Consider the following 23,732-nt stretch of genomic DNA (forward strand, 5'->3'; position numbering starts at 1 on the left):
GGGGTGGGGAGTGGGGCGGGGCTCGGGCTGCGGCTGGGTCGGCCGGCCATGTTGCCTCCTACGTCGGGGGCGGTTCGGGAGGTACGGGGAGACGCAGCCTCGTGCGGCAACGCGCCGTGCTCGCCAGGCCGTGAGTGTCCGGTGTTGCAAGAGTTCTGCAAGAAGACTGCAAGACAACAGCAGCATCCTGCGTCGCAGACCGTACGAGCACGCTCAGTACAGGTCAATACTTCGGACACAGACTGGTCACAGCCCGGAAATCTTCCTGTTTTCTGCCTGCAAGGTCTTTCGCAAGGGGTTGCAGCCCTGTTACGTTCCTGGCCAACCAGGGCCCCAGCGGGCCTCACTTCATGAGGAGCTCCATATGCGCAGAGGCATATCGGTCGCCGCCGTGGTCGGCGTGCTGGCACTGACAGCCACGGCCTGCGGCGGGGACAGCGACGGTGGGGGCGACTCCAACGGCTCGAAGGATCCCGGCAAGGTCAGCGGCACGGTCACGTGGTGGGACACCTCCAACGAGGCCGAGGGCCCCGCATACGAGAAGCTCGTCAAGGACTTCGAGGCGAAGTACCCGAAGATCTCGGTCAAGCGCGTGCCGGTCTCCTTCGACGCCGCGGAGCAGAAGTTCAAGACCGCGGCCCCGTCCGGCAAGGGCGCGCCCGATGTGATGCGCACCGACGTCGGCTGGACGGCCGGCTTCGCCAACCTCGGCTATCTCCAGCCGCTGGACGGCACCCCGGCGCTCGACGGCAAGGAGGACTTCCTCCCCGGCCCGATGAGCTCCGCGAAGTACAAGGGCGAGACCGTCGGCGTACCGCAGGTCACCGACACGCTCGGGCTGATCTACAACAAGAAGCTCTTCAAGGAGGCCGGGATCAAGAACCCCCCTGCCACCTGGGAGGAGTTCATCAAGACCGCGAAGACCATCAAGGCCAGGACGGGCGTCGCGGGCACCCAGCTCAACCCCGAGGGGTACTTCTCGCTGCCGTTCGTCTATGGCGAGGGCGGCGACATGCTCGACGTCAAGGACAAGAAGATCACGGTGAACTCGCCGGAGGCCGTCAAGGGCATCGAGACCGCCGTCGAGCTGGTCAAGTCCGGCGTCTCGCTCAAGCCGGCCACCACCGACGGCTATGTCAACATGCAGACGTCCTTCAAGGACGGCAAGGTCGCCATGGTGGTCAACGGGCCCTGGTCGACGGCCGACGACTACACCGGCAAGTCCTTCAAGGACAAGGCGAACCTGGGCATCGCCCCGATCCCGGCGGGCAGCACCGGCAAGGCGGCAGCGCCCATCGGCGGCCACAACTACACGGTGTACCGGGGCTCCAAGAACAAGGACGCCTCCTACCTCTTCGTGAAGTTCATGACCTCCGCGAAGAGCCAGCAGTACACCGCCACCGAGATCGACACCCTGCCGACCCGCAAGTCGGCGTACACCAAGCAGGTGTTGTCCGACCCGGTGAAGAACTCCTTCTACACCGCGCTGGGCCAGTCCAAGTCCCGGCCGATGATCCCGGGTGTCGGCGATCTGTTCGTCGCGTTCGACCAGCACTACGTCAAGATCCTGCGCGGCCAGGTCACCCCGAAGGCCGGGCTCGACGCGCTGGCCGAGGAGTGGCAGACCAAGCTGATCAAGGACTACGAGATCGCGAAGTAGCCGGGCCGCTCACAGACTCCGATCCGGCCGGCCGGGGGTCCGCCCCGCACGCGTGGGCAGACCCCACGCGCCCGGCCGGCCGGGTCGGTTCCCTCTCCCGAAGCCGCGTACGCGAAGCGCGGCGGCCCCGAAGCAGCGCGGTCCCGCAGCACCGCGGCCCCGAGGCCGCGTCCTCGCCGCCGCGTCCCGACCCGCCCCTCGCCGTACCGGCAGCCGTACATCAGATAGCCGTACGTCAGAAGAAAGCCGTGGAGCCATGACCACGACCGCAGCCGTCGACAAGACGACCGGGAGCCCGCCGAAGCCACCGCGCGCCGGGCTGACGACCCGCGCCAGGCGCTCGTTCAACACCTACTGGTACGCCTGGGCGATGGTGCTGCCCGTCGTCCTGGTGCTGGCGGTGCTGGTCGGCTATCCGCTCGGCCGAGGTGTCTACCTCTCCTTCACGAACGCCAACGAGGCCAACCTCGGCCGCACCATCGGCGACTTCACGGTCCCCTCGACCTACAAGTTCGTCGGCCTCGACAACTACTGGAACATCCTCTCCGGCAAGGAGGGGTCGTTCTATCCGCGACTGACCTGGACCGTGCTGTGGACCGCGAGCTGCGTGTTCCTGCACTACACGATCGGTCTCGGGCTGGCGATGCTGCTCAACCGGCGGATCAAGGGCCGCTCGCTCTACCGCGTGCTGCTGATCCTGCCCTGGGCGGTCCCGGCCTTCGTCGCCGCCTTCGCCTGGAAGCTGATGTACAACACCCAGAACGGTGTGCTCAACGGCCTGCTCGGCAAGGTCGGCATCGGCCCGGTCGACTGGCTCGGCGACCCGTTCATCCAGAAGCTCTCGGTCATCGGGGTCAACACCTGGCTGGGCGTGCCCTTCATGATGGTGGCGATCCTCGGCGGGCTGCAGTCCATCCCGCGCGAACTGCACGAGGCCGCCGAGATGGACGGCGCGACCCCCTGGCAGCGGTTCTGGAACGTGACGATGCCGGGCCTCAAGCCGGTCAGCAGCACGATCATCCTGCTGGGCACCATCTGGACCTTCAACATGTTCCCGGTCATCTACCTGGTGATCGGCCAGGCCGGCGGCACGGACAGCGAGATCCTGGTGACCTACGCCTACCGGCTCGCCTTCCAGGGCGTGCGCGACTACGCGAGCTCCGCCGCGTACGGCATGGTCATCCTCTCCCTGCTGCTCGTCTTCTCCGTCTTCTACCGCAAGATGCTGAACCGTCAGGAGACCGTGCGATGACGACAACACCCCTGGTGCGCAAGCGCGGCGAGCGGTCCAGGGCCGCCTCGACCGCCCTGCACACGGCACTCGTCGCGGCGAGTCTCATCGCGTTGTTCCCCGTCGCGTTCATCGTGCTGGTCTCGCTGCGCGGCGAGGACGGCTGGACGCACCCGCTGGACCTGTCCGGCTTCTCGCTGAGCAACTACGGCAAGGTGCTCGGCGAGACCGAGTTCCTGACCTGGTTCGGCAACTCGGTGGTCATCGCGGGCGGCACGATGCTCGTCGGCGTCACCATCTCAGCGAGCGCCGGCTACGCGGTCTCCCGGATGCGCTTCCCCGGCCACAAGTCGCTGATGTGGTCGTTCCTGATCTTCCAGATGTTCCCGGTAGCGGTGCTGATCGTGCCGCTCTACAACATCCTCGGACAGCTCGGCCTGCTGGACAGCTACGGCGGCCTGATCCTCACCTACTGCTCGGTGTCGGTGCCGTTCTGCGCCTGGATGCTCAAGGGCTACTTCGACACCGTGCCCACCGAGATCGACGAGTCCGGCCGGGTCGACGGACTCACCCCGTTCGGCACGTTCTGGCGGCTCATCGTCCCGCTGGCCAGGCCCGGACTGTCCGTGACCGCCTTCTACACCTTCATCACCGCCTGGAGCGAGGTCGCCTTCGCGACCCAGTTCATGTCCAGCGAGAGCAGCTACACCCTTTCGGTGGGGCTGCAGACCTTCATCGGCCCGCACCGCGCCGAGTGGGGGCTGCTGACCGCCTCGTCGGTGCTGATCACCGTCCCCGCCGCGCTGATGTTCTTCTTCGCGCAGCGGCACCTGGTGGCCGGGTTGACCTCGGGCGGCACCAAGGGCTGAGTGCCCGTCACCCCCGGCGCGCAACCGCGTTGACCCGATGTCCGCCCGACACGAGCACTGCACGACAGCCGACGACACGACCGCCCGAACCCCAGCGCAGCGCAGTCGCAGCACCGCAGGACAGCATCACCCCGCACCCGCACGACACGCCCCGATCGTTGGGCCTACCCGATAGGGACTCGCACCATGACCCAGCACCTCGCGCCCGCCGTCCACGGCCAGGACGACTCCGACGCCTCGGAGCAGCCCGGCTGGTGGCGCGACGCCGTCATCTACCAGGTGTACGTGCGTTCGTTCGCCGACAGCGACGGCGACGGCATCGGCGATCTGCGGGGCATCCGCGAACGGCTGCCGCACCTGGCCGACCTGGGTGTGGACGCGGTCTGGCTGACCCCCTTCTACGCCTCGCCGCAGGCCGACGGCGGCTACGACGTGGCTGACTACCGCGCGGTGGACCCGCTGTTCGGCGACCTCTCGGACGCCGACGACCTGGTCCGCGAGGCGCACCGGCTCGGCCTCAGGGTCATCGTGGACGTCGTCCCCAATCACACCTCGGACCAGCACGTCTGGTTCCAAGCGGCGCTCGCGGACCGGCACGGGGGTCCGGACCGCGAGCGTTATCACTTCCGCTCGGGAAAGGGCGCGAGCGGTGAGCTGCCGCCCAACGACTGGGAGTCCGTCTTCGGCGGCCCGGCCTGGACCCGCACTGCCGACCCGGACGGCACGCCCGGCGACTGGTTTCTGCACCTCTTCGCCTCCGAGCAGCCCGACCTCAACTGGGACCACCCCGAGGTGCGCGAGGAGTTCGAGTCGATCCTGCGGTTCTGGCTGGACCTCGGCGCGGACGGGTTCCGCATCGACGTCGCGCACGGCATGGTCAAGGCGGCGGGGCTGCCGGACATCGGCCGCAAGGAGCAGGCCAAGCTGATCGGCGCGCAGGTGCTGCCGTTCTTCGACCAGGACGGGGTGCATGAGATCCACCGCTCCTGGCGGCGGCTGCTCGACTCGTACGAGGGCCAGCGGATCGGCGTCGCCGAGGCGTGGGCACCGAACGCCGAGCGGCTCGCGATGTACGTACGGCCCGACGAGCTGCACCAGGCGTTCAACTTCCACTTCCTGAACTGCCCGTGGGACGCGAGCGCGATGCGCGCCGTCATCGACGGCTCGCTGGCCGCCACCGCCTCGGTCGGCGCGCCCACCACCTGGGTGCTGTCCAACCACGACGTGGTCCGGCACACCACCCGCTACGGCGGCGGCGAGCAGGGCCGGCAACGCGCCCGCGCCGCCGCGCTCTTGATGCTCGCGCTGCCCGGCTCGACGTACATCTACCAGGGCGAGGAGCTGGGCCTGCCCGAGGTGACGGACCTGCCCGACGCGGTCCGCGAGGACCCGTCCTTCTTCCGGGCCAACGGCCAGGACGGCTTCCGGGACGGCTGCCGGGTGCCGATCCCGTGGTCCGGCAGCGAGGCCCCGTACGGCTTCGGCCCCGGCGGGAGCTGGCTGCCGCAACCCGCCGAGTGGCAGGGGCTGTCCGTCGCGGCGCAGACCGGCGACCCGCGCTCGACGCTGGAGCTCTACCGCTCGGCGCTGGCGCTCCGCCGCACGCACGCGGGTCTGGGGGACGGCCCGATGGAGTGGCTGGAAGCCCCCGAGGGCGTGCTCGCCATCGCCCGCCCCGGCCTCGTCTGCACCCTCAACACGCTCGGCGCCGAGGCGGAGCTGACCGTGCCGGGACGGCCGCTGATCGCCACCGCGCCGCTGGAGTTCGTGGGCGGAACCGCCCGTATCCCGGCGAATTCATGCGTCTGGTGGGCTATCTGACATGCGACCGGTACAGTCCCATCCCGTGACCGCACGGCTAGCCGACATCGCAGCCCAAGCGGGTGTCAGCGAAGCCACAGTCAGCCGGGTCCTCAATGGAAAACCGGGGGTCGCCGCGACCACCCGCCAGTCGGTGCTGGCCGCCCTCGACATCCTCGGCTACGAGCGTCCGGTACGGCTGCGGCAGCGCAGCGCCGGGCTGGTGGGGCTGATCACGCCGGAGCTGGACAACCCGATATTCCCCGCGTTCGCGCAGGTCATCGGGCAGGCTCTGACCCGCGAGGGCTACACCCCGGTGCTCGCCACCCAGACGCCGGGCGGCGCCACCGAGGACGAGCTGACCGAGATGCTGGTGGACCGGGGCGTCGCCGGCATCATCTTCGTCTCCGGGCTGCACGCCGACACCTCGGCGGACATGCAGCGCTACGAGCGGCTGCGCGGCCAGGGCGTGCCGTTCGTGCTGATCAACGGCTTCTCGTCCAAAGTGCGGGCCCCTTTCGTATCGCCCGACGACCGGGCGGCCGTACGGCTCGCCGTCACCCATTTGGCGGCACTGGGCCATGAGCGGATCGGACTCGCCCTCGGCCCCAAGCGGTACGTCCCGGTGCGGCGGAAGATAGAGGGCTTCCTGCTCAGCATGAAGGAGCAGCTGGGCATGCGGGAGGCGGACGCGGAGCGGCTCGTCCAGCACTCGCTGTACACCCTGGAGGGCGGCCAGGCGGCAGCCGCCGCGCTCATCGACCGGGGCTGCACGGCGGTGGTCTGCGCGAGCGACATGATGGCGCTCGGCGCGATCCGGGCGGCCCGCCGGCTGGGACTGGAGGTCCCGGACGACGTCTCGGTGGTCGGATACGACGATTCGCCGCTCATAGCCTTCACCGACCCGCCGCTGACCACGATCCGGCAGCCGGTCACCGCCATGGGGCAGGCGGCGGTGCGGGCCCTGATGGAGGAGGTCGGCGGCACTCCGGCCCCGCACAGCGAATTCGTGTTCCTGCCCGAGCTCGTCGTTCGGGGTTCAACCGCTTCGGCCCCGAAGGGGAACACTCCTTCGTAAGGCGGAGTGCGCACGCCGAAGACCAGACCGCAGGATGATCGGGCGAGGGCCCGGATCTGGCAGACTATCTGCCTATGGGTGACGTGACTGCGAGGACTCTGGAAGGCCGGACGGCCCCCCTGCCACCCATCGAGGAGCACGAGGACCGCCCGGTGACGAAGCGCCGCACCTTGGTCGGCCGGCTCCGATCCCCCCGCAGGCCCAGGCTCTGGTTCGAGATTGCGCTGATCGCGGTGAGTTACTGGACGTACTCGCTGGTCCGTAACGCCGTACCGGAGCAGCGGGCCGACGCGCTGCGCAACGCGGACTGGATCTGGCGCACCGAGCAGACGCTGCACATCGCCGTCGAGAACACGGTCAATCACGCGCTGAATTCGGTGACGTGGCTGATCGTGGGGATGAACTACTACTACGCGACGCTGCACTTCATCGTGACCATCGGCGTGCTCGTGTGGCTCTACCGCAGGCATCCGGGGCGCTACGCGCCGACCCGGCTGGTGCTCTTCGCGACCACCGGTGTGGCACTGCTCGGTTACTACCTGTATCCGCTGGCCCCGCCCCGGCTGATGAACGGCGTGCACTTCATCGACACCGTCGTGGTGCATCAGACCTGGGGTTCGATGGCCTCGGGCAACCTCGCGTCCATGTCGAACCAGTACGCGGCGATGCCCTCGATGCACATCGGCTGGTCGGTGTGGTGCGGCATCACGATCGCGATGCTGGCGAAACCGCTGTGGGCGAAGCTGCTCGGCGTCCTCTACCCGACGACGACCCTGATGGTCATCGTCGCGACGGCCAACCACTTCTGGCTGGACGCGGTGGGCGGGTTGCTCTGCCTCGCCTTCGGGTTCGCGCTGTCGTATGTCTGGTACGGGTCGCTGCCGTATGGGCTGCCACGGAAGATCGCCGGCGCGACGGCTGAGTCGGCGGAACCGCTGGGATCGGCGGGATCGGCGGAGGATCCTGCGGCGAAGTCCACGAAGGCGTCCACGAAGGAAACCTCGGGGGCGACCGCAGGGGAGGCCGTCGGGGGCTCGACCAGGCGGTCGGCCAAGCGCTCGACTGCCTGAGCGGCTGCGTTCCTGCGGTTCCTGCGGTTCCTGCGGTTCCTGCGGTTCCTGCGGTTCCTGCGGTTCCTGCGGTTCCTGCGGTTCCTGCGGTTCCTGCCATGCGTATGCGGCGCGCCCACCAGCTCGGTGCTTCGGCGGGGGTGCACTCCGACACTGTGCCGTCGACCCCCGCCCCGAACGCCCCTCCCCCGGCTCAGCCCACGTCCGGCCCCCGATAGGCAACGTGCCCGCCGACCATGGTCAGCCGTACCGGCGCGGCAGCCGCCTCATCCGCCGGAGCGGCCACCGGGTCCAGGCCGAGCGCGGTCAGGTCGGCCCGGTAGCCGGGCGCGATCCGGCCGGTCAGCGCCTCCTCGCCGGCCGCGAGCGCCGCGTGCGAGGTGTAGCCCTCCAGCGCCATCAGCCCGGTGAGCGCCTGGGCGGGCTGCACCGGCGGGGTGTCGTGCTCGCCCGGCGGCCTGCGCAGCCGGGCCGCGGCCATGATCGCGCGCGGGTCGAAGTGCGCGATGGGCCAGTCGGAGCCCAGGACCAGGGTAGCCCCGGAATTCCGCAGGTCACGGCAGCGCCAGGCGCGGTCGGCCCGCTCGTCGCCCAGCCGCCGGGACCACTCGTCGGTGTGGTCGGCGCGGGTGTACGCAGTGTGGGTGGGCTGCATGGAGGCGACCACGCCGAGCGGCGCGAACCGGGCCACCTGCTCGGCGGGCAGCGTCTCGATGTGCTCGATCCGGTGCCGGGGCCGGGCCGCGCCGGGCGGGTACGGGCCAAGGGCCTCGACGGTGTCCAGGACATGCCGTACCCCGGCGTCGCCGATGGCATGGGTCGCGGTCGGCACCCCGGCCCGCGCCAGGTGGTGGACGGCCCGGCTGAAGTCGCGCGGGTCGGGCCAGAAGGCGTCGGCGCCCTCGCCGTGGCAGTCGGGGTGCTCCAGCCAGGCCGTGCCGCCCTCGACGGTTCCGTCGATGAAGAACTTCACCCCGCCGACCTGCCAGTGCCGTCCGGCGCGCCCTTGCAGCGCGATGAGCCGGTCCAGCTCGGCCTCGTCAGCCCCCGGCATGCACCAGGGGGCCAGCCGCAGCCGCAACGGCAGCTCGCCCTCCTCCTCGACGCCCGCCAGCAGCTCCAGCGCGTCGTCGCCCTGGAGGTCCATGACGTGCCCGCCGGTCAGCCCGGCGGCGGCCATCCCGGACAGCACCGCCAGCAGCCGCGAGCGGCGCTCGGCCGCCTCGGGACGGGGGACGAAGGCGGCGACCAGATCGACCGCCGCGTGCTCCAGCAGATACCCGGTCGGGCTCCCCTGCTCGTCGCAGACGACGGCCGCGCGCTGCGCGAACCCGCGCGGCCCCTCGACCCCGGCTATCGCCAGCGCGCCCGCGCTGACCAGCGCGGAGTGCCCGTCGTACAGCCGCAGGAACGCGGGGACGCCGTCGAGCACGTCGTCGATCGCCGCGCGGGTGATGGGCCGGCCGCCGAAGGTGTTGTGGTCCAGATTCCAGCCGGTGACCCACTCCCCCCGCGCCGCCGAACGGGCCGCCCCGGCGAGCGTGGCGCGCAGCGCGTCGAGGTCGCGGCAGCCGGAGAGGTCGATGCCGGAGGCCATCTCCACGCCCATGACCGGGTGCAGATGGCCGTCGGTCAGGCCGGGGACGAGGGCGGCGCCGCCGAGGTCGAGCACGGTGGTGCGGCTGCCGCGCCAGTCCCGTACGTCGGCGTGCTCGCCCACCGCGATGATCACGCCGTCCTTGACGGCGACGGCGCTCGCCCACGGCCGCCCGGGGTCGAGGGTGCGGATGCGGACGCCGGTCAGGACAGTGTCGGCGGTGGTGAGGGGTTCGGGCACGACTGGTGTCTCCTCGCGCGGTCGGTGCTGGGCTGTGCCGGCTGTCGGGGCCGGCTGTTGCGTCGTCCGGCTGTCGGGGCCGACCAGGTGGCTACGAGGGTGCCGGCCCCCGCGCGGTCAGTCCGCGCGGTCAGTCCGCGCGGTCGGTCCGCGCGGTCGGTCCGCGCGGTCGGTCCGCGCGGTCAGTCCGCGCGGTCGGCACCGAAGTCCGCGTACACCTGCGGCCGGGTGCGGCGCAGCCGGAGGGCGAGCGCGACACCGAGGGCGAAGACGATCGGCACCAGTAGCACGAGCACCACGTTCACGCCCGGCCCCGCTCCCGTCATCAGCTCGATCTTGCTGACCACCAGCCACAGCGCACCGGCCAGCAGCGCCGTCGCGGCGATGGGCGCGACCAGGGTGCGCCACGCGCCCTCGGTGTGCCGGAAGCGGCGGAAGAAGAGCGGCACCGAGGCGGCGGCGAGCATCTGGAGCACCACCAGCCCGATCAGGCCGGGGGTGTTCACCCAGAGCAGCAACTGCCGGTACGGGTCCGCGTCGGCGACCGCGAAGCCGATGACGACGAGCAGCGCGAGCACGGTCTGCGCCAGGCCCGAGACGTACGGGGAGCCGAGGCGCGGGTGAATCCTGCCGAACACGGGCGGCAGCACCCCCTCGCGGGACAGCGCGAGGCCGTACCGGTTGATGGCGTTGTGGAAGGCGAGCAGCGAGGCCAGCACGCTGGTCACGATGAGGATGTGCATCGCGTCGGTGGCCCAGCCGCCGACGTACTCGGTGGTCGCGGTGAAGAACAGTCCGGCCGGGTCGGCGGCGACCGCCTTCATGATCTCCGTCGTGCCGAACGCCTGGATGATCACCCAGGCCATGAAGCCGTAGAACAGCCCGAGGAAGCCCACCGCGATATAGGTGGCGCGCGGGATGGCGCGCTTCGGGTCGCGCGCCTCCGTGCGGTAGAGGGCGGTGGACTCGAAGCCGGTGAAGGCCGCGAAGGCGAAGGCGAGCACCCCGCCGATGCCGGGGGCGAAGGCGTTTTTTGGGGCGAACGAGCTGAGTTCGAGGCCGTGCGCGCCGCCGCGCAGCAGCACGGCGCCGGCCAGCAGCATCAGGATGCCGGTCTCCGCGACGAGCAGTACGCCGAGCACCTTGGCGCCGAAGTCGATGCTGCGGAACCCGCCGTACCAGATGACGATCACGCCGAGCACGGCGATGGGCGGCCATGGGACGTCGATCCCCCACAGCGTGCGCAGCGCGTCCTGGGCAGTTGTCGCCAGCAGGCCGTACACGCCGATCTGCATGCCGTTGTAGGCGAGCAGCGCGAGCACGGCGGCCCCCAGACCGGCGGGCCGGCCCAGGCCGCGGGTGATGTACGCGTAGAACGCGCCGCCGCTGCGCACATGGCGGCCCATCGTGGTGAAACCGACCGCGAAGAGCGCGAGGGTGGCTCCGGCGACGAGGTAGCCGACGGGGGCTCCGACGCCGCCCGCGCCGATGGCGAACGGGGCGACTCCGGCCATGATCGTCAGCGGTGCGGCGGCGGAGACGACGAAGAAGATGATGTCGGCGACGCCGAGGGTGCCGCTGCGCAGCGTGGGGGCGGTGCCGGGCGGGGCGTCGGCGCCAGCTGGCCGGCTGCCGTCGGCCGGCGGACTGCCGACGGGTGGACTGCCGGCTGCCGGTGGACTGCTGCCGGTAGCCGGTCGGGGGACTGCGGCCATGCGTTTCTTGCCCTTCTGCGGCGGAAGAGGGGGAGAACGCGGTGAGGCCGACCCGGCGCGGGTGACACGGGAGGCGCTCCGCGAGGCAAAAACCTAAAGCCTTTCGGTTTCGGCAATCTAGCCCCTGCCCGTAGCATCTGGGAAGGCTTTTCCGGCAGGGAAACGGGCCGGTCGGACCGGCGCAGGGAGTGACCACATGGGGCGTCCGCGCACAGCCCTGCTCGACAAGGAACGCATCACCACGACCGCCCTGGGCCTCGTCGACCGGCACGGCGACTTCAGCGTCCCGCGGATGGCGAAACTCCTCGGCGTGCAGACCGCGTCCGTCTACCACCACGTCGACGGCCGCGCCGGAGTGATCGAACTGCTCCGCGAACGGGTGGCCTCGGCCATCGACGCCGGCACCCTCGCGCTGCGCCCCTGGGACGCCGCGATGGCGGCCTGGGCCCGCTCCTACCGCGCCGCGTTCGCCGCCCACCCGCGAGCCATCCCGCTGCTCACGGCCTCACCGGTCCGCGCGCCGCAGGTGCTCATCCAGTACGAACACGCCGCCGGTCTGCTCCAGGCGGCCGGCTTCCCGCTGGAGCGGATCGTGGCGGTGATCGCCGGCCTCGAAGCCATCGTCCTCGGCTCCGCCCTCGACCTGGCCGCGCCGGAGACCATGTGGGAGGTCCCTGCGGACGGCAGCACCCCCCGCTTCGCCGAGGCCCTGGCGGCGGGCGGCAGCGGGCGCGCGGACGCGGCGTTCGAGTTGGCGTTGGAGGCGTTCATGGAGCACTGCCGTCGCTTGCTGGAGCACGGCGGATGGCGGATGGCCGCCGGTGACGGAGACCGTGGCGACGGGGTCGGCGACCGTGGTTGACCCGGCGGCCCCGGTCGACCGGACCGCGCCGGGTGCGCCGGCCGCGCCGGGTGCCCGGACCGTTCCGACGAATCCGGTCGCCACCGGCTGACCGGTCGCCGCCGGGGAGCGAAGGCCCCGATGGCGCTGCGTGCGTGCGGCGTGCGTGCGGCCTGCCTGCGTGCGGCCGACACGTGGCCCACGCGGCTCGGCCGACGGCTGCGGCGATCACCCCGACTGCCCCGGCAGACCCGGCAGACCTGACCAACGCACCGTCACCGACCGACACACAGTCACCGACCGGCCAGCGTCAGCAGGGACGTACCAGTACACCCGTGCCCTGCCGCGCCCGTCACTCCCTCCGCCCCTCCGGGAGGAGCCCGTCACGCCCCGTAGAACAACTCCTCCATGACGGCCCGCGCCCGGCGCGTCGTCCGGCGGTAGTCCTCCAGCATCTCGCCGATGTGCCCCGGCGCGTAGCCCAGGTAGCGGCCGACGGCTTCCAACTCCCGTGCGTCGGACGGGAAAGTGTCGCCCTGCCGCGCGCGCACCAGCATCACCGCGTTGCGCACCCGCGAGGCCAGCACCCACGCCTCGTCCAGGATCGCCGCCTCCTCGGTGCCGATGAGTTCCGCCGCGCACCCGGCGGCCAGCGCCTCGCGGGTACGGGTGGTGCGCAGCCCGGGCTCGACCCAGCCGTGCCGCATCTGCATCAGCTGGACGGTCCACTCCACGTCCGAGAGCCCGCCCCGGCCCAGCTTGGCGTGGGTGGTCGGGTCGGCGCCGCGCGGCATGCGTTCGGATTCCATCCGCGCCTTGAGCCGGCGGATCTCCAGTACGGCGTCCTCGCCCAGCCCTTCGGCCGGGTAGCGCAGCGGGTCGATCAGCTCGATGAAGCGCGCCCCCAACTCGGCGTCGCCCGCGACCGGTTCGGCGCGCAGCAGCGCCTGGCTCTCCCAGACCAGCGACCAGCGCCGGTAGTAGGCGGCGTACGAGCCGAGCGTGCGCACCATCGGGCCGCTCTTACCCTCGGGGCGCAGGTCGGCGTCGATCAGCAACGGCGGGTCGGAGCTGGGGAGTTCGAGCAGCCGATGGATCTCGTTGGCGAGGGCCGAGGCGGCGCGGGCGGCCTTCTCCTCGTCCACGCCCTCGCGCGGCTCGTGCACGAAGATGACGTCCGCGTCGGAGCCGTAGCTCAGCTCGTGGCCGCCGAAGCGGCCCATGCCGATCACCGCGAAGCGGGTGGGCAGTTCGTCGCCCCACTGCGCGCGCACGGCGGCCCGCAGCGCGCCCGCGATGGTGGCCGCGTTGAGGTCGCTGACCGCGCCGCCGACGATGTCCACGGCCCGGCCGTGGTCCTCCCGCACCGGGACGCCCTCGGTTCCGTACGCCCCGATGACGTCCGCCGCGGCGGTGCGGAACAGCTCGCGGCGGCGCACCCCGCGGGCCGCCGCGGCGGCCTGTTCGGGGCCTTCCGAACGGTTCACCGCGGCCAGCACCTCCTGCTCCAGGGCGGCCCGGCCGCGCGGCCTCAGGCCGCCCGTGTCGCCGAGCAGCGCGACCGCCTCGGGGGCGCGCAGCAGCAGGTCGGGGCCGAGCCGGCCGGCGGACAGCACACGCGCCAGATTCTCCGCCGCCGCGCCCTCGTCGCGCAGCAGCCGCAGGTACCAGGGGGTCTTGCCGAGCGCGTCGGAGACCCGGCGGAAGTTGAGCAGCCCGGCGTCGGGGTCGGCGGAGTCCGCGAACCAGCCGAGCAGTACGGGCAGCAGCGTCCGCTGGATCGCCGCCTTGCGGCTGACTCCGGAGGCGAGCGCCTCCAGGTGGCGCAGCGCGGCGGCCGGGTCCGCGTAGCCGAGCGCGCCGAGGCGCTGGGTGGCGGCGCGGGCGCTGAGCCGGGTCTCGCCGCGGCCGAGCTGGGCGACGGCGTCGAGCAGCGGGCGGTAGAACAGCTTCTCGTGCAGCCGCCGCACTTCGCGGGCGTGCCGCTTCCACTCCTTGCGGAGTTCGGCGATCGGCTCGGTGCGGAAGCCGAGCGAGCGGCCGAGCCGCCGCAGCCCGGCCTCGTCCTCGGGCACCAGGTGCGTACGGCGCATCTTGTGGAGCTGGATGCGGTGTTCCATGGTGCGCAGGAAGCGGTACGCCTTGTCGAGCGAGGCGGCGTCCGCGCGGCCCACGTAGCCGCCCACGGCCAGCGCTTCGAGCGCGACGAGGGTGGTGCCGCTGTGCAGCGTCGCGTCGCTGCGGCCGTGTACGAGTTGCAGCAGCTGGACGGCGAATTCGACGTCGCGCAGGCCGCCGGGGCCGAGCTTGAGTTCGCGGTCGATCTGCGCGGCGGGGATGGTCGCGACGACGCGGCGGCGCATCTGCTGCACGTCGGGGACGAAGTTGTCGCGCTCGGCGGCCTGCCACACCATCGGCGCCACCCCGGCGATGTACTCCAGGCCCAGCTCGGTGTCGCCCGCGATCGGGCGGGCCTTGAGCAGCGCCTGGAACTCCCAGGTCTTGGCCCAGCGCTGGTAGTAGGCGAGGTGGCTGGAGAGCGTCCGCACCAGCGGCCCGTTGCGCCCCTCGGGCCGCAGGTTGGCGTCGACCGGCCAGATGGTGCCCTCGGCGGTGACGTCGGAGCAGATCCGCATCATCCGGGAGGCGATCCGGATCGAGGCCTGGACCGCCTTGCCCTCGTCGGTGCCGCCGCGCGGCTCGGCGACGAAGATGACGTCCACGTCCGAGATGTAGTTGAGCTCGCGCCCGCCGCACTTGCCCATGCCGATGACGGCCAGCCGCGCGGCGGCGGCGTCGTCGGGCGACTCCTCGGCGGCGATCTCCAGCGCGGCCCGCAGCGTGGCGCTGGCGAGGTCCGCCAGCTCGGCGGCGGTCTGGGCCAGCTCGGTCGTCCCGCAGACGTCCCGGGCGGCGATGGTCAGCAGGCAGCGCCGGTACGCGGCGCGCAGCGCGTCGGGCCGCGGCCGGGTCGCACCCCGCTCGCCCCAGATGCCCTCGGCGAGCGCCAGCTCGAACTCGGCGGTGGCCGGGTGCAGATCGACGGACTCGTAGCTGACCAGCGCGTGCCAGTCGGACGGGTGCCGCGCCAGGTGGTCCCCGAGCGCCTCGGACGCCCCCAGCACCCCGAGCAGCCGGTCACGCAACGGCTTGGCGGTGACCAGCGTGTCGAGCAGCGTGCGCTGCTGCTCGGCGTCCTGCGCCTCGACGAGCCGTACGAGCCCGAACAGCGCCATGTCGGGGTCCGCGGTCGCGCCCAGCCCGTCGAGCAGAACGATGTCGGTCCGCACGGCGGAGAGCTCGGGCATGTCCAGCAGTCGCTCGGCCGCCGCGGGATCGGTGAACCCGTACCGCAGCAACCGCCCGAACCGGCTGTCCCGTCGCCCTTGGGGCACGGCGTACCGCCTCTCCACCCGCATCATGATCCGTCCCGCGAGCGTAGCCGCAAGGGGCGCGCGGCGTCCCTCCGCGCGCCCCTCCGTTGTCTACGGCTGCTGCCCGGGAGGGGGCCTGCGCGGGCGTCGCACACGACGCACACGACGGAGACGACGGCCCCATGCGCACCGATCACGGAAAGATATCGGTGAGACTGGGATGGCGGTATCGTTAAGGCCTCACTAGACCCTGGAGAGTGGTGCCGTAATGTCCCGTACCGTGATCGATCTCGACGACGACACCACCCAGGAGCTAATGAAGCTCTACAACGTCAAAACCAAGGCTGCCGCTGTGCGCCGCGCCATGGAAGAGACGGTCAAGCTGCACCGCCGCATGGCATTCATGGACGCCATCGACAGTGGCGCGATCGACCTCAGCTACGACGCCCGCACCGCCACCAGCCAGGACGCGGCCTGATCCGTGCGCTACCTCATCGACAAGTCGGCCCTGGCACGCCGCACCAAACCGTCCGTACGCGCAGCCCTTGACCCTCTCATCCAGCGCGGCCTGATCGCGGTCACCGGGGCAGTCGAGGTAGAGATCCTCTACTCCGCGCGCAATCCCTCCGAAGCCGAACAGTTGCGTTACTGGCTGTCCGGGTTCGACTACCTGCCCTGCCCCGACGAGGTCTGGGATCGCGCCAAGGTCATCCAAGCGCGGGCAACCCACAAAGGCAACCATCGAGCACTGTCCATGGCAGATCTGCTCATCGCGGCCACCGCAGAGCGGCACGAGGCGACCGTCCTCCACTACGACGAGGACTACGAACAGATCGCCGCGATCACCGGTCAACCCCACGAGTGGGTCGTCCCCTCCGGCACCGCCGACTGAGCCGAGGCAGGACAGTCACACCGACGCACGTCTTCGCCGTTGCACTCCGCAGGAGCCAACCGCGCCGGGCCGCTCGGTCGCGCAGACCCACCGACCCGGTGCGGGCCGGGATCTCAGCGCCCGATGACGTCCTTGACGAAGGCGCGGAAGGCATCGGTCTGGAAGAGCAGGACGCCCCGGTCCGGGTCCTTGGAGTCGCGGACGGCGACGGTGGGGCGCAGGTCGGCGACCTCTACACACTCGCCGCCGGAACTGCCGCTGTGGCTTGACTTGCGCCACAGCGCGTTGGGGTGGAGGTCGGCGACCTCTACACAATCGCCGCCTTCACTGCCGCTGTAGCTGGACTTGCGCCACCGCGCGCGGGACACGTCAACTTCCTTGTACATCAAGATCCTCCAGAACCTGGGCGATCAATTCTGCCGAGTCGTCGGGGGACAACGCAGCGGCTCGGAGCAGATCGTATCTCCGGGCACAGCCCTGCACTTCTGCCGGTTCGGTGAGAATCCGTCCGCCGCCGTAGCCTTCGGAGTAGGCGACTTCCGGCTCGCCATCGAACGACAGCAGATTCAGCGAACCGTTGAGTCCCGTATGCGCTCCCGCGCTGTACGGCAGTACCTGAATCACGACGCGGGGCGCCCCCCGGAGACTCAACAGGCGGAGGAGTTGCGTCCGCATCACTTCAGGTCCACCCAGGACACGGTGAAGTGCGGCCTCATCCAGCACCATCCAGAGACTCGGCGGCTCAGCGCGGGAGAGAACTTCCTGCCGGTCCATCCGGGCTGCTGTCAGCTGCTCCAGATCGACAGGACGGGTCGGCTTCAGCACTTCACGCGCATACTCCTCGGTCTGGAGCAAGCCGTACACCACCTGGGCCTGATACGTGCGGATGTCGATCGCCTTCGCCTCCAACTCGGCGTAGCCCCGGAACCAGCCCGGCAAGCCGCTCCGACTCACGAGCGGCCACAGCCGCACCAGCGCACCGCCCGCGCCCAACGCACCGTCGCAGCGTTCGGCGAAGTCGCGGCTCGGCGGGCGGTTGGCGGTCTCCACCAGGCCGACGAATGACCCGGTGTAGTTCACGGTCCGGCCCAGGCACTCTTGGCTGAGGCCGGCGTCTATGCGCAGGCGCCTCAACTCGTAGCCGAAGAAGGAGAGCGCAGAAGCCGAAGGATCAAGTTCTCGCGGAGCCGCCATGGACACCACTCCCATCCAACCTGCACGAACGTAGAGTCACTACTCATAGCCAAGGGTAGTCAGGGCGGGTCTGATTAGGGGCATGCACTGCGAAATCAATACCCCTGACCACTACCGGCTGCACCTGCCGACAGTCGGCGCAGACAGCCCCACCCAGGTCCGGCGCATCGTCCGTGCGCATCTGCGCTTCTGGGGACTGGCGGAGCTGGCCGACGCGGCTGGGCTATGCGTGACCGAGCTGCTGTCCAACGTCATCCGGCACGTGGACGACCGGCGCTGCACGCTGGAGCTGTGGCGGCGCGGAGATGACGGCGTACGCGTCGAAGTGCACGACAGCGAGCCGGAATTGCCGCTTATCCGCGTCACTGGCGATGTGCTGAGCGAGTCCGGGCGCGGCTTGGTCCTGCTGGCCGCCATCGCGCACGCGTGGGACGCGGAACGGACAGGCGGCGGCAAGGTGGTGTGGTTCGAGTTGAAGCAGAGCTGAGCAGACGACAGCGCACGGGGCGTCCGCGAAACGGCCCCTTCTCGCACAAATGTCGCCTTGACGAGCCAAGCTACCTAGGCGACACTTTCTGTATGACGTCTGTAATACAGAGCGGAGGGAAGATGCCCGCTGACACCACCCGAGCCAAGAAGCCGTCTGCCAAGACGGATGCCACCCGGCTCAAGAAGCAGCCCTCCAAAGCAGCCAAAAAGCAGCCCCCGGCAAAGACACACCGGCACCAAGCCGCTCCGTCAACAAGCGCCCTCGGCGCCAGCAAACTGGCTCAGGTTCGCCTGCGGCCCGACGAGATGGCAGCGCTGCACGAGGTCATGCAGACGCTGAATCTGGGTTCCACCTCGGACGCGCTCCGCGAAGGATTGCGTCTGCTGGTCCGAGAGGCGGCAGAAGTAGCAGCCTCCGAGGAAATCCGCGACTTCTATCAAGGTGCTACCGCTCCAACCCCTGACGGAGTCGTGCCGGCCAGCGAGGAAGAGCTAGCGGCGGCAGATGAGGCTGACTGGTGAACGTCCGTACCGCCCTGAGAGGAGAAGTTTGGAAATGTGCCCTTCCCAGCCCTCTTGGGCCGCACCCAGTGGTCGTACTCAGCGCCAACCGCATCGCGGAACGGTTGTCCTCGCTCACAGTCGCAGTGATCACGGGCACAGCAGGGCCGCGCGCCACCCACGTGACCATCAGCAGAGACGCTGGGGTCACTAAGTACGACGAGTCGCACGTCAACTGCACTGACCTTCATACGGTGAGCAAGTCGCGGCTCAGTAGGCACCTGGGGCGACTCTCACCGGGCGAGCTGAGCCACATGGAAGAGTGCGTTCGTCTGATCCTTGGACTGACATAGGCGGCGTGGCCGAAGGCCGGTCGCAGCGAGTGCTGTGACCGGAGCCATCCCCGAACCGAAGGACAGCGAAAGCCGGACGGCCCACAGACGGCCCAGGGCGAGTGAGACGGCTCCGGGCCAACGGCACACCGCCGCCGGCCCGGAACTTGCTGATGGGGAAAAGCCCGCTGACCTGCCGTTACAGCACCGGCAGGCTCTTGCGCAGCTCGAAGGCCGTCACCTCGGAGCGGTACTCCTCCCACTCCTGCTTCTTGTTGCGCAGGAAGAAGTCGAAGACGTGCTCGCCGAGCGTCTCGGCGACCAACTCGCTGCGCTCCATCAGGTCGATGGCCTCGCCGAGGTTCTGCGGGAGCGGCTCGATGCCCATCGCGCGGCGTTCGGCGTCGGAGAGGGCCCAGACGTCGTCGTCGGCGCCGGCCGGGAGTTCGTAGCCCTCTTCGATGCCCTTGAGGCCTGCGGCGAGGAGCACCGCGTAGGTCAGGTACGGGTTGGCGCCGGAGTCGATGGAGCGGACCTCGACGCGGGTCGAGCCGGTCTTGCCGGGCTTGTACATCGGCACCCGGATGAGCGCGGAGCGGTTGTTGTGGCCCCAGCAGATGTACGAGGGGGCTTCGCCGCCCGCGCCGGCGGTGCGCTGCGAGCCGCCCCAGATGCGCTTGTAGGAGTTGACCCACTGGTTGGTGACGGCGGACACCTCGGCCGCGTGCCGCAGCAGGCCCGCGATGAAGGAGCGGCCGACCTTGGAGAGCTGGTACTCCGCGCCGGACTCATAGAAGGCGTTGCGGTCGCCCTCGAAGAGCGAGAGGTGGGTGTGCATGCCCGAGCCGGGGAACTCGGAGAACGGCTTCGGCATGAAGGTCGCCTGAACGCCCTGTTCCAGCGCGACCTGCTTCATGACCAGCCGGAAGGTCATCACGTTGTCCGCTGTGGACAGCGCGTCCGCGTACCGCAGGTCGATCTCCTGCTGGCCGGGTGCGCCCTCATGGTGCGAGAACTCGACCGAGATGCCCATGGATTCGAGCATCGTGATGGCCTGCCGGCGGAAGTCCATGCCGACGTTCTGCGGGGTGTGGTCGAAGTAGCCGGAGGAGTCCGCCGGGGTGGGGCGGGTGCCGTCCACCGGCTTGTCCTTGAGCAGGAAGAACTCGATCTCGGGGTGGGTGTAGAAGGTGAACCCGAGGTCGGAGGTCTTGGCCAGCATCCGCTTGAGGACGTAGCGCGGGTCGGCGTACGAGGGCGATCCGTCCGGCATCAGGATGTCGCAGAACATCCGGGCGGTGCCCGGGGCCTCGGCGCGCCACGGCAGGATCTGGAAGGTGCCGGGGTCGGGCTTGGCGATCATGTCCGACTCGTAGACCCGGGCGAAGCCCTCGATCGCCGAGCCGTCGAAGCCGATGCCCTCGTCGAAGGCCTGCTCCAGCTCGGCCGGCGCGACAGCGACGGACTTGAGGAAGCCCAGCACATCGGTGAACCACAGACGCACGAACCGGATGTCGCGCTCCTCGAGCGTCCGGAGCACGAATTCCTGCTGCTTATCCATTGCTACATCCTTGCAGGTCAGACTGCCTGTTCACCTAGGGCAGGGCACACTGGGGGCACATCAGTATCACCTTGCGGGATTTCCATCGCGTTTCGCCCTCACCGCCGCCACCGTAGTGCGCGGTGGTGGCCCGCCGCCATTGTGTGGCCCCACGCGGCACAGCGCCCTCCGGGGCCGCCGGGCTGACCCTCGCCCCGCCCCGAACAGCGGACTCGTCGCCGCCCCGGCCGTCGCCCCGGCCCGCCCTCGGCCGCGCTCCCGGCCCCGTTCGCCTTTGCCACCCTCGCACCCGTGTGAGAGCTTTTGAGTGGAGGCCGCGACAGGCCCCCGGACGAGGCGCACCGTACCCGGCCATGACAAGACGGCGCACTGGAGTCAGTCATGGCCTGGATCGTTCTCATCATCTCCGGCGTCCTCGAAGCCGTCTGGGCGACCGCGCTCGGCAAGAGCCAGGGGTTCAGCCGGGTCACCCCCTCCGTGATCTTCGCCGTCGGCCTCATCGCGAGCATGGCGGGCCTCGCCTACGCCTTGCGGACCCTCCCCGTCGGCACCGGTTACGCGGTGTGGGTCGGCATCGGAGCGGTGCTCACCGTCGCCTACGCGATGGCCTTCGACGGCGAGGCGACCTCCGTCCTCAAGGTTCTGCTGCTGCTCGGCATCGTGGGCTGCGTCGTCGGCCTGAAGGTTCTGCACTGATCCCATGCGGGGCGGGGCGTGAAGCTCCCGTACGTCGCACCAGGAGCTCCCGTACATCGCACCAGGAATCCGCCGCTCCCCGCCCTCCGAAGCCATACCCCATAGGGGTAAAGTGCCGGGGAGGCGGGATCAGCGGAAGGGCGGCGTGCGGGATGTACGGGCAGCGGGCGGCCGGCGCGTGGTGCGGCCGGTTGCTGCTGTTCGCCGCGCTGCTGCTGGGCATCGTCACCATGCACACCCTCGGGCACCCCGGCGAGCACAGCGGGGCGGGCGGCGGCGCACGGGCCGGGATGAGCGGCAGCGCGTACCCCGGGATGCACGACGGCGCACGCGGCGAGCCGCACGCCGGGGTGCGGATCGGCGCACACGCCGGGGCCCGGCGCACGCCGGGGCGGTCAACGTTGAGCGGGCGGGCGTTCACGTCTCCGAGCGCGCGAGCACGCACGCCACGCCCCCTCCCCCCGCAGCCGAGCGCGCGACAGCGCCCCCGCACGACAGCGGGATGGACATGACCTCCGTCTGCCTCGCGGTGCTCACCGCGTGGACCGTCGCCCTGCTGGCCGCGCTCACCGCGCGCCGGCCGGACGGCCTCGGCGCGCCCTCACCCAGCCGGGCACTGCGCGCCCTGTGGCCGATTCCCCCACCGAGACGCACCCTCCTCTCGCAACTGTCGGTATTGCGCATTTAGGGCCGCGCCCCGCCCACCACGGGCACGCGCCGTCCCTCTGCTCACCGACACCACACGAGGTGCTCTCCACCATGCGCACTCACCACCGTTCCCACACCCGCCGCGCCGTGCTCGGCGCGGGAATCGCCGCTGCGGGCAGCGGCCTGCTCGCCGCCTGTTCGGACTCGGGGTCAGGTATGGATCACTCCTCCGGCCACGACGGCCCGTCCGGCAAGCCGGGCTCCGCCGCCGCTCCGGCCGGCTACATCGACCCGGCCGGCAAGGAGGTCGCGGCGGCCGAGGCCGCGCGCGGTTCCGGCCGGGTACGGGAGGTCAGGCTCACCGCCGTCGAGACCCGGCTCGACCTGGGCGGCCGTACGGTCAAGTCCTGGGCGTACGGCGACCGGCTGCCCGGCGAAGAGGTACGGATCACCGCGGGCGACACGCTCGCCCTCACCCTCGCCAACCACCTGCCCCAGCCCACCTCCCTGCACTGGCACGGGCTGGCGCTGCGCAACGACATGGACGGCGTTCCTGGCCTCACCCAGCAGGCGGTCAAGCCGGGCGCGTCGTTCGACTACCGCTTCGCGGTCCCGCATCCCGGCACGTACTGGTTCCATCCGCACTCCGGGACGCAGCAGGACCGGGGGCTCTACGCGCCGCTGATCGTCGAGGACCCGAAGGAACCGCTGAAGTACGACCACGAGTGGGTCGTCGTGCTGGACGACTGGGTCGACGGCGTGGACGGCAGCACACCGGACGCGGTGCTCGCCGAACTCCGCGGGGGCATGGGTGACGACATGCACCACGGGGGCGGGGGCGGCGGCACCGGCGGGGGCGGGGGCGGATCGAAGGAGTCCGGCTCCAGCTCCGGCGGCATGGGCGGCATGGACCACGACATGTCCAAGATGTCGATGTCCGGCACGTCCAAGTCCGGCGACGCCACGTCCCCCTCCCCCAAGCGCTCCGGTCCCTCCCGGATGCTGATGGGCTCCAAGAGCAAGCTGCTCGGCGACGACGCGGGCGACGTCGACTACCCGTATTACCTGGTCAACGGCCGTACGGGCGACGACCCGCAGACCTTCAGGGCCAAGCCCGGCGACCGTATCCGGATCAGGCTCATCAACGCGGGCGGCGACACCGCCTTCCGTGTCGCGCTCGGCGGCCATGAGCTGACTGTCACCCACACCGACGGCTTCCCCGTCGAGCACGCGAAGACGGACGCGCTGCTGCTGGGCATGGGCGAGCGGTACGACGTCCTGGTCACCGCGAAGGACGGCGTGTTCCCGCTCACCGCGCTGGCCGAGGGCAAGAAGGCCGCCGCGACGGCCCTGCTCCGTACGGGCGGCGGCCCGGCCCCCAAGCCGTCCGTACGCCCCAGGGAGCTGACCGGAAAGCTGCTCACCGCCGGACGGCTGAAGGCGGCCGGGTCCGCCCGGCTGAAGCCCGGCGCGCCCGACCGTACGGTCAAGCTGAAGCTGACCGGCGGAATGGCGAAGTACGACTGGGCGATCAACGGCGAGAAGTACGACGCGGCGCAGCGGCATCCGGTGCGGGCGGGTGAGCGGGTCCGGCTGTCCTTCGTCAACAGCACCACGATGTGGCACCCGATGCACCTGCACGGCCACACGTTCGCGCTGCCGGGCGGCGGGCCGCGCAAGGACACCGCGATCGTGCTGCCGGGGCAGCGGCTGGACGTCGACTTCGACGCGGACAATCCGGGGCTGTGGATGATCCACTGCCACAACGTGTACCACTCGGAGGCGGGGATGATGACGGTTCTCGGGTACCGCAAGTAGGCGGGGGCGGTCGGCCGGTGGCGGGGCGCGGGGGCGCGCGAGGCGCGCGCTAGGCGCGCCGGTGAGCCGGTGAGCCGGTGAGCCGGCGCCGGCCGTACGGGCCCCCGCGCCGATCCGGCGCGGGGG

Annotated in this window: 22 protein-coding genes and 1 riboswitch; of the genes, 16 read left to right on the forward strand and 6 right to left on the reverse strand. The window is 70.7% G+C overall.

What is annotated here, in order from left to right; genetic code table 11:
- Nucleotides 1–364 precede the first annotated feature (364 nt).
- The 6 genes from QMK28_RS13060 (at nt 365) to QMK28_RS13085 (ending at nt 7,708) form a co-directional block, all read left to right on the forward strand.
- A complete protein-coding gene (locus QMK28_RS13060) occupies nt 365–1,660 on the forward strand; it encodes an extracellular solute-binding protein (protein ID WP_326437308.1) in 1,296 nt (431 codons plus the stop codon).
- Between the two features lie 256 nt (nt 1,661–1,916).
- Complete coding sequence (locus QMK28_RS13065) at nt 1,917–2,912, forward strand: carbohydrate ABC transporter permease (protein WP_443050714.1); 996 nt, start codon at nt 1,917–1,919, stop codon at nt 2,910–2,912.
- Nucleotides 2,909–3,760, forward strand: coding sequence for a sugar ABC transporter permease (locus tag QMK28_RS13070; RefSeq protein ID WP_326437310.1), 852 nt, complete (start codon nt 2,909–2,911; stop codon nt 3,758–3,760). The genes QMK28_RS13065 and QMK28_RS13070 overlap by 4 nt, the downstream gene beginning before the upstream one ends.
- A gap of 186 nt (nt 3,761–3,946) precedes the next feature.
- Nucleotides 3,947–5,581 (forward strand): glycoside hydrolase family 13 protein, encoded by a 1,635-nt coding sequence (locus tag QMK28_RS13075; protein WP_326437312.1) that lies wholly within the window; start codon nt 3,947–3,949, stop codon nt 5,579–5,581.
- A 25-nt stretch (nt 5,582–5,606) separates the two neighbouring features.
- Nucleotides 5,607–6,638 (forward strand): LacI family DNA-binding transcriptional regulator, encoded by a 1,032-nt coding sequence (locus QMK28_RS13080; RefSeq protein ID WP_326437314.1) that lies wholly within the window; start codon nt 5,607–5,609, stop codon nt 6,636–6,638.
- Between the two features lie 74 nt (nt 6,639–6,712).
- A complete protein-coding gene (locus QMK28_RS13085; RefSeq protein ID WP_326437315.1) occupies nt 6,713–7,708 on the forward strand; it encodes a phosphatase PAP2 family protein in 996 nt (331 codons plus the stop codon).
- Between the two features lie 193 nt (nt 7,709–7,901).
- Here the strand turns inward: QMK28_RS13085 and QMK28_RS13090 are convergent, their stop codons facing one another.
- Nucleotides 7,902–9,545, reverse strand: coding sequence for an amidohydrolase (locus tag QMK28_RS13090; protein ID WP_326437317.1), 1,644 nt, complete (start codon nt 9,543–9,545; stop codon nt 7,902–7,904).
- A 182-nt stretch (nt 9,546–9,727) separates the two neighbouring features.
- Complete coding sequence (locus tag QMK28_RS13095) at nt 9,728–11,260, reverse strand: APC family permease (protein ID WP_326437319.1); 1,533 nt, start codon at nt 11,258–11,260, stop codon at nt 9,728–9,730.
- 196 nt (nt 11,261–11,456) lie between these two features.
- Here QMK28_RS13095 and QMK28_RS13100 point away from each other — a divergent pair, with 196 nt between their 5' ends.
- Nucleotides 11,457–12,122: a TetR/AcrR family transcriptional regulator C-terminal domain-containing protein gene (locus tag QMK28_RS13100; RefSeq protein WP_326437321.1), complete on the forward strand. Its 666-nt coding sequence runs from the start codon at nt 11,457–11,459 to the stop codon at nt 12,120–12,122.
- Between the two features lie 362 nt (nt 12,123–12,484).
- Here QMK28_RS13100 and QMK28_RS13105 read toward each other — a convergent pair whose 3' ends face one another.
- Nucleotides 12,485–15,520 (reverse strand): bifunctional [glutamine synthetase] adenylyltransferase/[glutamine synthetase]-adenylyl-L-tyrosine phosphorylase, encoded by a 3,036-nt coding sequence (locus QMK28_RS13105; protein WP_326437354.1) that lies wholly within the window; start codon nt 15,518–15,520, stop codon nt 12,485–12,487.
- Between the two features lie 235 nt (nt 15,521–15,755).
- On the opposite strand from QMK28_RS13105, the gene QMK28_RS13110 reads away from it, so the two are divergent.
- Nucleotides 15,756–15,953 (forward strand): type II toxin-antitoxin system VapB family antitoxin, encoded by a 198-nt coding sequence (locus QMK28_RS13110; RefSeq protein WP_326437323.1) that lies wholly within the window; start codon nt 15,756–15,758, stop codon nt 15,951–15,953.
- 3 nt (nt 15,954–15,956) lie between these two features.
- Nucleotides 15,957–16,367, forward strand: coding sequence for a PIN domain nuclease (locus QMK28_RS13115; RefSeq protein ID WP_326437325.1), 411 nt, complete (start codon nt 15,957–15,959; stop codon nt 16,365–16,367).
- A 113-nt stretch (nt 16,368–16,480) separates the two neighbouring features.
- Here the strand turns inward: QMK28_RS13115 and QMK28_RS13120 are convergent, their stop codons facing one another.
- Nucleotides 16,481–16,735, reverse strand: coding sequence for a DUF397 domain-containing protein (locus QMK28_RS13120; RefSeq protein ID WP_326437327.1), 255 nt, complete (start codon nt 16,733–16,735; stop codon nt 16,481–16,483).
- Between the two features lies 1 nt (nt 16,736).
- Entirely contained in the window at nt 16,737–17,561 is an 825-nt protein-coding gene (locus QMK28_RS13125) for a helix-turn-helix domain-containing protein (RefSeq protein WP_326437329.1), read from the reverse strand.
- An 82-nt stretch (nt 17,562–17,643) separates the two neighbouring features.
- Here QMK28_RS13125 and QMK28_RS13130 point away from each other — a divergent pair, with 82 nt between their 5' ends.
- From QMK28_RS13130 to QMK28_RS13140, 3 genes are all read left to right on the forward strand, one after another.
- Nucleotides 17,644–18,048 carry an ATP-binding protein gene (locus QMK28_RS13130; protein WP_326437331.1) on the forward strand — a complete coding sequence of 135 codons (405 nt, stop codon included), beginning with the start codon at nt 17,644–17,646 and terminating at the stop codon, nt 18,046–18,048.
- A gap of 122 nt (nt 18,049–18,170) precedes the next feature.
- On the forward strand, nt 18,171–18,572 hold the full coding sequence (locus tag QMK28_RS13135) for a hypothetical protein (protein ID WP_326437333.1): 402 nt from the start codon (nt 18,171–18,173) through the stop codon (nt 18,570–18,572).
- Nucleotides 18,569–18,904, forward strand: a complete 336-nt coding sequence (locus tag QMK28_RS13140; RefSeq protein ID WP_326437335.1) for a type II toxin-antitoxin system PemK/MazF family toxin — start codon at nt 18,569–18,571, stop codon at nt 18,902–18,904. The genes QMK28_RS13135 and QMK28_RS13140 overlap by 4 nt, the downstream gene beginning before the upstream one ends.
- Before the next feature lie 178 nt (nt 18,905–19,082).
- Here QMK28_RS13140 and glnA read toward each other — a convergent pair whose 3' ends face one another.
- Nucleotides 19,083–20,444 carry a type I glutamate--ammonia ligase gene (glnA, locus tag QMK28_RS13145; protein WP_326437336.1) on the reverse strand — a complete coding sequence of 454 codons (1,362 nt, stop codon included), beginning with the start codon at nt 20,442–20,444 and terminating at the stop codon, nt 19,083–19,085.
- A 307-nt stretch (nt 20,445–20,751) separates the two neighbouring features.
- A riboswitch (guanidine-III (ykkC-III) riboswitch) is annotated at nt 20,752–20,815 on the forward strand.
- 10 nt (nt 20,816–20,825) lie between these two features.
- On the opposite strand from glnA, the gene QMK28_RS13150 reads away from it, so the two are divergent.
- From QMK28_RS13150 to QMK28_RS13165, 4 genes are all read left to right on the forward strand, one after another.
- Entirely contained in the window at nt 20,826–21,140 is a 315-nt protein-coding gene (locus QMK28_RS13150; RefSeq protein WP_326437338.1) for a DMT family transporter, read from the forward strand.
- 152 nt (nt 21,141–21,292) lie between these two features.
- A complete protein-coding gene (locus tag QMK28_RS13155; RefSeq protein WP_326437340.1) occupies nt 21,293–21,652 on the forward strand; it encodes a hypothetical protein in 360 nt (119 codons plus the stop codon).
- Nucleotides 21,643–21,828, forward strand: a complete 186-nt coding sequence (locus QMK28_RS13160; protein ID WP_326437342.1) for a hypothetical protein — start codon at nt 21,643–21,645, stop codon at nt 21,826–21,828. The genes QMK28_RS13155 and QMK28_RS13160 overlap by 10 nt, the downstream gene beginning before the upstream one ends.
- A 71-nt stretch (nt 21,829–21,899) precedes the next feature.
- The gene (locus QMK28_RS13165) at nt 21,900–23,606 is read left to right on the forward strand and encodes a multicopper oxidase family protein (RefSeq protein WP_326437344.1); all 1,707 of its coding nucleotides are present in this window, start codon (nt 21,900–21,902) and stop codon (nt 23,604–23,606) included.
- Nucleotides 23,607–23,732 lie beyond the last annotated feature (126 nt).

Source organism: Streptomyces sp. H27-D2, from assembly GCF_035828615.1.
GTDB lineage: Bacteria > Actinomycetota > Actinomycetes > Streptomycetales > Streptomycetaceae > Streptomyces.